Annotated in this window: 9 protein-coding genes, 1 pseudogene and 1 riboswitch; of the genes and pseudogenes, 2 read left to right on the plus strand and 8 right to left on the minus strand. The window is 40.5% G+C overall.

The window, feature by feature from the left end; translation table 11 throughout:
• Nucleotides 1–163: pseudogene (locus tag VFM80_RS12465) on the plus strand (carboxypeptidase); the annotation flags it as partial.
• 53 nt (nt 164–216) lie between these two features.
• Here VFM80_RS12465 and VFM80_RS12470 read toward each other — a convergent pair.
• The 8 genes from VFM80_RS12470 to VFM80_RS12505 all read right to left on the minus strand — a co-directional run bounded on the left by VFM80_RS12470 (nt 217) and on the right by VFM80_RS12505 (nt 8,536).
• Nucleotides 217–573 (minus strand): DMT family protein, encoded by a 357-nt coding sequence (locus VFM80_RS12470; RefSeq protein ID WP_395072155.1) that lies wholly within the window; start codon nt 571–573, stop codon nt 217–219.
• A gap of 153 nt (nt 574–726) precedes the next feature.
• Nucleotides 727–936 (minus strand): cold-shock protein, encoded by a 210-nt coding sequence (locus tag VFM80_RS12475; RefSeq protein WP_395072156.1) that lies wholly within the window; start codon nt 934–936, stop codon nt 727–729.
• A gap of 310 nt (nt 937–1,246) precedes the next feature.
• Nucleotides 1,247–2,026: a S1/P1 nuclease gene (locus tag VFM80_RS12480; protein ID WP_395072157.1), complete on the minus strand. Its 780-nt coding sequence runs from the start codon at nt 2,024–2,026 to the stop codon at nt 1,247–1,249.
• Nucleotides 2,027–2,105: 79 nt separating this feature from the next.
• Nucleotides 2,106–2,597: a VOC family protein gene (locus tag VFM80_RS12485; protein ID WP_395072159.1), complete on the minus strand. Its 492-nt coding sequence runs from the start codon at nt 2,595–2,597 to the stop codon at nt 2,106–2,108.
• Nucleotides 2,598–2,747: 150 nt separating this feature from the next.
• Complete coding sequence (locus VFM80_RS12490; RefSeq protein ID WP_395072161.1) at nt 2,748–3,428, minus strand: 2'-5' RNA ligase family protein; 681 nt, start codon at nt 3,426–3,428, stop codon at nt 2,748–2,750.
• 13 nt (nt 3,429–3,441) lie between these two features.
• Nucleotides 3,442–5,112, minus strand: coding sequence for an amidase (locus VFM80_RS12495; RefSeq protein WP_395072163.1), 1,671 nt, complete (start codon nt 5,110–5,112; stop codon nt 3,442–3,444).
• A 120-nt stretch (nt 5,113–5,232) separates the two neighbouring features.
• Nucleotides 5,233–7,068, minus strand: coding sequence for a PAS domain S-box protein (locus VFM80_RS12500; RefSeq protein WP_395072165.1), 1,836 nt, complete (start codon nt 7,066–7,068; stop codon nt 5,233–5,235).
• 34 nt (nt 7,069–7,102) lie between these two features.
• Nucleotides 7,103–8,536 (minus strand): ATPase domain-containing protein, encoded by a 1,434-nt coding sequence (locus VFM80_RS12505; protein ID WP_395072167.1) that lies wholly within the window; start codon nt 8,534–8,536, stop codon nt 7,103–7,105.
• A 373-nt stretch (nt 8,537–8,909) separates the two neighbouring features.
• Nucleotides 8,910–9,122, plus strand: a riboswitch (cobalamin riboswitch).
• Nucleotides 9,123–9,295: 173 nt separating this feature from the next.
• On the opposite strand from VFM80_RS12505, the gene VFM80_RS12510 reads away from it, so the two are divergent.
• Nucleotides 9,296–10,417: TonB-dependent receptor (locus tag VFM80_RS12510; RefSeq protein ID WP_395072169.1), on the plus strand; the 1,122-nt coding region annotated here is incomplete at its 3' end.

The raw sequence follows: 10,417 nt of genomic DNA on the forward strand, positions 1-10,417 counted from the left end.
CACAGACCCGAGTGGAAAGTTAAGAGACCGCATGTCATTTAAAGGTTACCGTTCCGGACACATGATGTATTTGCGAGCTGAAGACCTTGCTACATCTAATGAGGATATCCGGGAATTTATCCGAAATTCAATGCCTGAAGAAGGAATGCCGGCTAAATATTGAGATTAAATATTTTATTTATTCAATTGGAAAGGTCATCTGGTAGGTGACCTTTTTTATGTTCCAAAAAGTTTAGATCTGAAGATAAAGAATACGGCACCTAGAATGCATAGTGCTGCCCAAAGGTAATCCAGCTTGAGAGGTTCCTTCATGTAATAAAGAGCGAAGGGTACGAAGACCGTTAAAGCAATCACTTCCTGTAAAATCTTCAGTTCCCCGATACCCATTACGGTATAACCTATTCGGTTAGCGGGCACCTGAAGCATGTATTCAAAAAAGGCAATACCCCAGCTTATCACTGCAGCAATGACCCAGGGTTTGGTGTTCAGTTCTTTGAGATGTCCATACCAGGCAAAGGTCATAAAAACGTTACTAAGCGTGAGCAAGATAATAGTAATGATAGTCGGTTTCATTAGCGGATTTGATTAAGAATAGGAGTGACGATCAAAATTACCGCTTTATGGGACAGAAGGGAATGGTCTTAGAAAATAAACTGGAAAGCATAGGCACAAAAAAAGCCCCGAACAACTTAATGATCGGGGCTCTAATTTCTTCGAATTGTTAAATTATTCGAGGATATAAACTTCAGTAGCGCTAAGGCCTTTGTCAGTTTCTTCCACAGAAAATTCAACTTCTTCGCCATCATTGATGCCTTCGTTAAATCCGAGGTTCTCAATGTTGTTTCGGTGAACAAAAATGTCTTTGTCACCATTGTCAGGTTGGATAAACCCAAAACCTTTTTGAGTATCGAACCATTTTACTTTACCGTATTCCATAATATAAATATATAAGTGTTGTTCGCAGGCACAGTGTACTATATGCTTAAAGAATGAGCATATTTCATTTCTAAAATCGGCTGCGAGAATTAAATGTTAGTTATACAAACCAGAGAAGGGAAACTATTACTGTACTAAATGAAAAAATACCGATGTTGCCTTTAATTAATTTGCACTTATAAGGTCTCCTTATTTCTGCCCAATACCAAACTTTATTTGGGAGTAATGTGTGAAAAAGTGATAGAGATTATTTAAAATTTAGCAGCTATTCGGAGTTAAAGCTCACTTTTAACACTCTTAATGTTTTCACTTACCTATAGATCTCATTGATCAAGCCGGCCATACGTACCCCTGCTTTTAACAGGCGCATTTCAACGGTATCCCAGTTTTTGTAGGCATATTCGTAGCTAAGTTCTTTGTTTTCGGGCATATCGTACACCTGAGGCAGTAATGCCTGAGATTCGTAGGCCCATTCTAATACCGAACTGTTTTGCCATTCTTCAATTTGTTCTTGGGTAGGATGATTGATAAACCTTGATAATTCGGTAAAGCTAAGCTGTTTGTCATCGACCATCTCGCTGTCCCAAACGCGGTGTAAATTAGATTCTTCCCAGAACCATTGAAGCCTGACATCATTTCCTCCTCGGTCAGTTCCGTTACCAACATGAAGCGGTTGATGGAGATCACCTACAAGGTGAACCAAGACTTTTAAATTTTCAGCTTCTTGCTTTGGTGTTAATCCACCTTCTTTCAATTCAGAGACCACTTTATCAATGGCCCAGATAATATCTCCCTCAGGATTTTTTTCGGCCGATTCATAGGTTTCACCGGCCGGGACAGTTACATAGTGCCATGGAGCCATATAGTCGTAGCCGCCATCAGAGCGAACTTCGTCCATCCAGGTACTTACTTCCGCAAGACTTTCATTTCCCAACACACGGTTTACTTCAGCAGCCGCTTTTTCGGTGAGGTATTGTTCGGCAATGTGGCCTGTGGCACGGTGTCCTATCTGTCCCCAACGCAAGGTTTCACTGGTGCTGGAAGAAAAACCGAAGATAAAAATCGAAAGAAAAGTAATGAGTTTGGTCATGGAAGAAGTTTTTGATTTGAATAAGATGATAAAGATAATGGCTCTAATATTAGGATACAGTAAATAAATTCAGCTCACTTCACTTTAACTCACTAATCAGATCTTCAAGATCAAGTGATTTGGTGAACATTTCTATTTTGCCATCATCCGTCCGTGGCCACTCACTTTCGGGGCGATCACGGTACAATTCAACTCCATTTTCATCCGGATCGTCCAAATAGATGGCTTCGGAAACTCCATGATCAGAAGCTCCGGAGATCGGATACTCGGCATCAATAAGCCGCTGAAGAATTTCAGCAAGGTCTTTTCGGGTAGGGTAGAGGATAGCCGTGTGGAACAAGCCAGCGCTTCGTTTTGGCGCGGGAGGTGCACCTTTACTTTGCCACGTGTTTAATCCAATATGGTGGTGGTATCCTCCTGCAGAAATAAAAGCGGCCTGATCTCCATAGGTAGTGATCAACTCAAAGCCTAACAGTCCGCAATAAAAATTTAAAGAGCGTTGCAAGTCAGCAACTTTTAAATGAACATGGCCAATTCGGGTTTTGTCAGGAACTTTATAAGATGTCTCCATTAGTAATGATCTTTTGAGATGTTGTTTCAATATAGAAAATCACGGATTGATACATTATATATAAATGCTGAAAGAGTAGCATCGCTTAGATAAATTAAAACCTTCACATTTGAAATAGGAGTGGGGGGGGTATTGCCGGATAAATTTTTATTAAATAACGAATCTCTTCACCGGAGTTACCTTCTCCTTTCTTTGATACCAGTCATTTCCCACTAATTCTAATTCCTGAATCGTGTCTATTCCAAATGAAATGTCTTTAATAGATTGGAGCTTTTGGACAAAATTCTCATGATCGGAAAGCTTATTACTGAAACGAAGAGCCGTAATATGAGCAGTCTGTAATTTGTATCGCTTATCAATAGTGTGATATAGAGAAGTTTTTTCGAATGATGTTCTAAGTAAATTTCGCAGCTTATTAAGGCTTTCATTCTCCGGATAACCACAGATCATTAAAGCAGACGGCGAAGCAGTGAGGCCCCGGAAGTTGATCTGGAAAGGAGTGATCTGATCAACAGCGGATCGAATGGTCTGGATGTATTCACTGGTATCAATTTGTTGGAGGGTAAAACCCGGTTGACATGAAATAATAGAAAGTGCCGTGATGTGCATATCTGAGACCGGATAATAATATTGATCAGGTGCAAGAGGGTGCAGATCACGCAACATTTCAGAGATCCGAAGCCTGATCTCAAGCGTGGGACGTATTAGTAAAGTCAATCCATAACGGTCATCTGCCGGATCGCTGATCTTATGATCCAGCTTGAATTCGCCGGATCTGAATTTTTGAATAGCATTAACCCATAGCTGTTCATAATGTGCTTCTAATTCCATTTTCAGCAGCAGATCAATCTATAAATAGGGGAGGATGTTTTTTGTGGTGGTTGGTAGCTTCCTGGTAAGCTTTTGCTACTGACAATAAAGATGCTTCATCAAAAAGATCTCCCACAAAAGTAATACTTGTCGGGCTCCCTCCATCCGTAAAGCCATTGGGTAGAACCACGCTTGGATGTCCGGTTAAATTAGTGATCAGTAAATTCCCGCCGCCAAATGCAGGAGAGATATACACATCAACTTGCTGCATTACTGAATCCATCTTTTGAATCAGCTCATAACGAGCACGGTTGGCATTGATGTATTCGATAGCCGGAATAAAATGAGCCGCACGAAATGTATTTGGCCATGCATTGGGAGACTGCCATTGCATCATATCATCCTGATCGGTAAGTGTAAGCTGATCAAAAGCAGCGGCACCTTCAGCGGTTAATATCAGGCGGAGTGGTCCAACTTCATAATCAGGAAGATCGATTGGGATCAATTCCACATCCATATTACGAAAGGTCTCCAGAACCAGGCTGTCTCTTTGTTTATTCCAGTAATCTTGCTCAAATGCAGATCTTAAGTAGCCGATCCGCAGCGTTTTGATGTCCAGATCTGCATTGTAGTTAAAAGGTAAGTCAATGATGGTTTGATCAATGCCATCCGGCCCATATATAGCGTTAAAAACTATTGCTGCATCTTCTACGCTTCGGGTGATAGGGCCAATTTTATCCATCGTCCAGCTTAAAGCCATAGCTCCTGTTCTGCTCACTCTGCCGTAGGTTGGGCGAAGCGCAGTAGTACCGTTTCTTGTTGAAGGAGATACCAATGAACCTAAGGTCTCAGACCCGATCGCAAATGGGAATAATCCTGCCGCAGTACCTGAGGCAGACCCTGCAGAAGATCCACTTGAACCTTGTTCAAGGTTCCAGGGATTATTGGTACGCCCACCGAACCAAATGTCTCCATAAGCGAGCGCCCCAAGGGTCGTTTTTGCAATAAGTATCGCGCCAGCATCATCTAGTTTGTTAACAACGGTTGCTGTCTCATTGATCTGCTGATCTTTATATGGAGCTGCACCCCAAGTGGTCTTATATCCTTCAACTGCCAACAGGTCTTTGGCACCGTAAGGAATTCCATGTAACGGGCCTCTGTAAATACCCTGTTCCAATTCCACATCCATTTGTTCGGCTCTTTCCAGGGCGCGTTCCCGGGTCACTGTTATTATGGCCTCAAGTTTATCATCATGTTCTTCAATGCGGTCAAGGAAAAACTCAGTCAATTCAACAGAAGAGATCTTACGATCTTTTATAAGTGAAGCCAATTCACCGATGGTATAAAAAGCTAATTCGTTGCGATCTTCGGGAAGCTCAACATTAGTTGGAAGATCCCAGACTTGTGCTCGCTGCTGAAAATTAAATCGCTTTCCAACGGGAATAGGATTGAAATTGATGGCAGGCGGAGTAGAGTTATTTAGTTTTAAGTCCCGGATAGCCTCGAGGTCTTCACGGGTATCTTCCAAAGCATCGATCATCGTGTCCCTCTCAGTTTGTGTGAATTCAAGCCCTATAACGGAAGCGGCATCTTGGATCATTGCCGAAGTAATGGGAGTATTTTTGTCCTGGATGAGAGTGAAGGCCAGAAGGAAACCCAAAGTTAGTCCTCCGGCAAAAAGCATGATTTTATTGAGCTTTTTCATGATGATATTCTGTAATAAATGGGTTAGTAGATCTTATTTAGCCGCCCGAATTATTAGCAGAATCAGCCAGTAAGTCAATGTAAATAATTTACTTTTTACAAAAACTATAAATCAGGCAGATCAAACAAATCGGCTGTGAGCACCTTTGATGTTTTGCTTTTCAAATGAGAAGCTGAATTTTGTGCCATTATCCACGATAACTTCAAGTTTTGAATGTAGTTGCTTAATAAGGGTCTGTATGATGGTTAAGCCCATTGATTGTCTTCTTTTTTCCAGTAATCCATCCGGAATTCCTATCCCATCATCTTTTATTGAAATGGTTATCCGGTCACCGTTTTCTTTTAAACTTACCCAAATAGTACCGTGCTCTCGTCCAACAAAAGCATGTTCAATTGCATTGGATATAATCTCATTTAGTATCAGTGCACAGGGGACTCCCTGATTTACATTTAAAATGGTTTTATCAGACTCTATCTGTATCTCGAAGTTGTTATTATGAGTTTGAGATCTTGAAATAGTAGAGATGAGGTCTTTTAAGTAGTCATCAAACTCAAGATGGCTTAGCGACTTAGAGCGATACAGCTTCTCGTGGATAAGTGCCATGGATTTGATACGGGAAACACTGTTGCCAAGTATCTTGTTGAGAGCTTCATCTTCTGTTTCAAATTGCTGAATTTGTAACAGGCCAGAAATAACTGCGAGGTTGTTTTTGACACGATGATGGATTTCCTGAAGCAGCACATTTTTTTCGTGGACTGCATATTCAAGTTCTTGTTCATGCTTCTTACGAGTTGATATATCCCTGGTATTGGATTGGATCTCTACTATGGTATTATCCTCGGGATTAAGTGAAGCCCTGCTTACGGTCTCTACCCATTTGTACTCCCCTGATTTGGTTTTTTTTCTATAAGCAACAGTAACAGTCTCATTATTACCGGGGTTCTCGTAAAGTACTTTGTGAGCTTCATCAACAAGTTCAAAATCATCGGGGTGGAAAAAATCAAAGGCATTATTACCAACCAATTCTTCTGGAGTATAGCCTAGTAATTGTTCACTGGATGGTGTTACATACAAATAAGTGCCATCAAGAGAGTGCCGGGAGATCATATCCGTAGAATTCTCAGTTACAAGTTGCTGTAAATCTCTTTCATCCTTAAGGGCTTCCTGAGTCTCAATCAGCTTTGTCACATCATTCTGCACACCAATAAAATGAGAAACCTCATGGTGTTTATCTTTTATAGGGGCAATAGAAAGTTCATTCCAAAAAGGAGTTCCGTCTTTTTTATAATTACGGAGGATACTTCGCCCTTTTTTGCCATTCTTGATATAATCCCGCATATCTTTCAATACGTCTTGATCCCGGTCATCTTCTTGCAGGAAACGGCAATTCTTCCCTATAATTTCTTCACGTGTATAGCCGGTTAATTTAGTAAAGCCATCATTTACAAAAACAATAGGTTGATCTTTTTTGTTAGCATCAGTTATAGTAATACCAACATTTGTTGAATTAACTGCCTTTTCAAGAATATGGAGTTTCTCATTTTGCCTCGCAATTTGCAGGGAATGCATTCGGCTTCGCAGCTGATTTTTAACCCTCATCTCCAGCATTTTCATAGGTACGGGAATTTCGATGACATCATCAACGAGATCCCATACCGCCTGATGATTCTTCAGGATGCGAGTGTCTTCAACTAAGAGTATGATCGGTAGGTAAACAGGAAGAGCTTCGTTTTTCAATTCCGTTAACTCTTTTCTGTTGGATTGAAAACTTTGCAGGTCAGTGATACAGAGGTCGAAACCTGAAGACGAAAGTGATGTATCTAAGCTATCAATTACCCTGAAATCACCGGATATATTTTTCTTGATCAGCCTTCGGTCGGCAGACCGATTCAACGAAAGCAAGATGGTAGACTTGCTGCCGAGGGCTTTTTGATCTATGGAAATATATTCGACCATTATGGTTTAGTTGATTTTATAATCAATTATTGAATTACCGGGCTTCGGGAGCACCGCTTAAAATTCCCTTGAATCCGGTAAGTTTATCGCCTACATGAATTCCGTCTTTTGTGATATCAAATTTTCGGATGGATTTCTCGAAATCACTTAATCTCTTCTTCAGCACACCGATAGCTTTTTGAAGCTCGCCTTCCATTTCCAGGTAACGTAGAAAAATGATGTTGTCTGCGAGATAACTGGCATGGATATTAGTGGCCTCCAGCGTACCGGTAATACTTTTTGTTTCGTTAAGAAGGAAAGTGGTAACGCCCATATTCTGTAAATACACAGTAAGAGAATGAAGGCGCTCAAGCGTATTCTCTTCTTTTACAGCCATTCCATAACCGCCAATAGAATCCAGCATTACAAACTTAGTGCCATTTTCCTCAACATCGGTTCTTACCATTTTTGAAAATTCATCCGGTGAATATGATAAAGGTTCAATAGATTCGATCTTCAAAAACCCTTTATCTAACATACCCTGTATAGGTACATTAATGGATTCGGACCGTTTAACGATGACTTCCTTTGATTCCTCAAAAGTATAGATAGCTGAACGTTCGCCCCGGTTAGCTGCTTCTTTTAAAAACTGTACACATAAATTTGTTTTACCGACACCACTGGGTCCGGTTACAAGTGAGGTTGTGCCTTGCTCAATTCCGCCATTCAGGAGTGTATCCAGTTCTTTTATACCTGATGAGACGGGCTCGGTTATAAAATTTCGGCTGTATTTATTTGGAGAAAGGGCGGGAAACACAATAAATCCAGAACTATTTATTTTGAAAGCATGATTGCCGTTTCTGAAATCAGACCCCCTGTATTTTACGACATTTAATTTTCTCCAGGAATCAGCGAATACAAGATTCATGATGCCATCTACCCAAAAAGTTGCTTCCTTTTCTGTTGATTTTTCAGAGAGTTCCGAGGTCATTACTAAGGTAGCTCCGTTGCTGCAGATATATTTGATAAAGGCAAGCGCCATATTTCGGGTTTGGAAGGGATCCTGATTCAAAAACTGAAACATGGTTATAGAATCAAGAAACACCCTTTTAGGCTGATGCTTTTCAACGGCCTTTACAATAGGTTCGAAAATTGAAGATGACTCAACTTCAGCAGATGAGAAAACAGAATAAGCATCAAAATCTTTGGTGATATCGGTTTCAGGATTAAGGTCTAAAAAGTGAACCCCTTTAAGGTTGATCCCTAATTTTTTGGTATTAACATGAACGTGTTCATTACTTTCACCAAAGGAGATATATAATGAAGATTCACCGTCCTTGACACCTTGCTCCAGAAAATGGTATCCAATGGTTGATTTTCCTGTCCCCGGACCGCCTTGGATCAGATAGGATTGCTTGGGAATAAGTCCCCCATCTAAAACCTCATCCAACCCCGAAATGCCTGTTGAAATTTTCTCAACTGTACTCATAATAATAAACCTCATTTTTTTAAAAGACCTGATCAGTATAAATCCAAATCACGAATTAAATGTGATAACCAACGAGATCTGCAATAATCTGTACCCAACATAACCAATTTTTGCTATAGTCTAAATTGAGCAAAACACCTAAATTTTGTTCTAGGTGTTTATACCTAGAAACCTTTAATAAATAAGGCTCAAGCTATCTATGACAGATTATTTTGCAATAAAAGTTTGTAATAGAATAGATGGATTAAATTTTCTGTGAGCATGTATGAATAAGCACAGTGTTATAAATTAAGGAATCTGTAATTCTGCTATTGAGGCCGAAAATCAGAAATTCCAAAAGTTTCATTTGATATTTGCGACAATGTGGTTAGTTTCAAATTCAATTAATGATGGTCTCGGGCAGACGTAAAATCGCCCGGAGTTAAAAGGGAATCTCGTGAGATACGAGAGCTGTTCCCGCAACTGTAATCCGAATCCGCCACTGGCGGATTACCTGCAGCCTCACCTTTGCCACTGTTTCAAAATATGAGACGGGAAGGCGCTGCCAACGGAAAGCCAGGAGACCTGCCATCATTTAACCGACGCACCTCTTTCGGGTAAAAGGATGTGCAGTTTCAGATTTATGTTTTCAAAATCTTATTTCTTACCGGGATTTTACACAGCTTGATTTTTTTATGGCCGTGCTATACCTGTATGTTATTTTCAGATGATGAGAGCTATTTACCCGTCAAATTAATTTCAGAACTTTAAAATGATACTATGAATTACAAAACAACCATAGCTTTTATATTTTTACTGGCGGTTTCTCAAGTGGGGTTTTCCCAAGTTGCAGATACTCTCGACTTAGGTGAAATTGTGGTCACCGTTTCAAAAACCGAAACCGGAGAACGGGAGACTACAAAACCTGTTACGGTTATTGGCCGGCAGGAAATTGAACGTAATGCCGGTTCCTCCATCTCAGAGCTTTTGAATCAACAAAGTGGTATTCAAATAAACGGGGCTTTATCAAGTCCGGGGAAAGATAAATCGGTTTATTTGCGGGGGGCATCAACCCAATACACTCTTATTTTGATCGATGGATTTCCTGTTTCCGATCCTTCCGGTGAGGGGGGGGCTTTTGACCTGCGTTTGATCCCATTGGAGAATGTGGAGCGCATCGAGATAGTAAAAGGAAGCATGAGTACCTTATACGGTTCTGATGCCATTGCCGGAGTAATAAATATTATTACAAGGAAGTCATCGGATGAGAAAATTAAATTCCATGCAAAAACCGCATACGGATCTTTCAATACAAACGAGCTCTCTTTAGGAGCTAATGGGAGATCAGGCATTCTGGGATATTCTGTAAATCTTTCCAGAGATTTTACGGAGGGAATTACAGAAGCAGAGCCGGGTCAAAATTCAGGCTTTAATAAAGATGGCTTTGAACGCCGGGCAATATCAACGCGAATTTCTTTAGATGCTTTTGAAGGATTCACCATAACCCCGTTTCTAAATTATTCAGACTATGACGGTGATTATGACGCCGGGGCATTTGCAGATGGAGATAATCGGTATGAAGCAAGTTTATTGAACACCGGAGCCCGGGTGAATTATGAAACAGGTGACCTTGAACTTAGACATGCCACTACTTTCACCCAGACAGAACGAAAGTTCACGGATGCCTTTGGAGTATTCAATCCGTCGGCCTCACTTTTGAATTCAGATCTTTTCGGTATGTATAACAAATTTGAAAGTGTACGCTTTTTGGCCGGGTTCAATATACAGGAGCTGAATTTTGAACTCAATGGGATAGACGAGGGCTCACAGATACTAAGTCCTTATCTAACGGCCTATTTTGAATCAGGTTTCGGTTTGAATGGTGAATTAGGAGTCCGGTTA

It is taken from the genome of Gracilimonas sp. (assembly GCF_035704785.1).
In the GTDB taxonomy this organism is placed as follows: Bacteria; Bacteroidota; Rhodothermia; order Balneolales; family Balneolaceae; genus Gracilimonas.

What these genes read in the sequence shown, in the direction of transcription:
- VFM80_RS12485 (WP_395072159.1), bottom strand. Translation starts at nt 2,597, where the DNA reads ATGGAGACATCTTATAAAGTTCCTGACAAAACCCGAATTGGCCATGTT.
- VFM80_RS12470 (WP_395072155.1), bottom strand. Translation starts at nt 573, where the DNA reads ATGAAACCGACTATCATTACTATTATCTTGCTCACGCTTAGTAACGTT.
- VFM80_RS12490 (WP_395072161.1), bottom strand. Translation starts at nt 3,428, where the DNA reads ATGGAATTAGAAGCACATTATGAACAGCTATGGGTTAATGCTATTCAA.
- VFM80_RS12495 (WP_395072163.1), bottom strand. Translation starts at nt 5,112, where the DNA reads ATGAAAAAGCTCAATAAAATCATGCTTTTTGCCGGAGGACTAACTTTG.
- VFM80_RS12480 (WP_395072157.1), bottom strand. Translation starts at nt 2,026, where the DNA reads ATGACCAAACTCATTACTTTTCTTTCGATTTTTATCTTCGGTTTTTCT.
- VFM80_RS12505 (WP_395072167.1), bottom strand. Translation starts at nt 8,536, where the DNA reads ATGAGTACAGTTGAGAAAATTTCAACAGGCATTTCGGGGTTGGATGAG.
- VFM80_RS12475 (WP_395072156.1), bottom strand. Translation starts at nt 936, where the DNA reads ATGGAATACGGTAAAGTAAAATGGTTCGATACTCAAAAAGGTTTTGGG.
- VFM80_RS12500 (WP_395072165.1), bottom strand. Translation starts at nt 7,068, where the DNA reads ATGGTCGAATATATTTCCATAGATCAAAAAGCCCTCGGCAGCAAGTCT.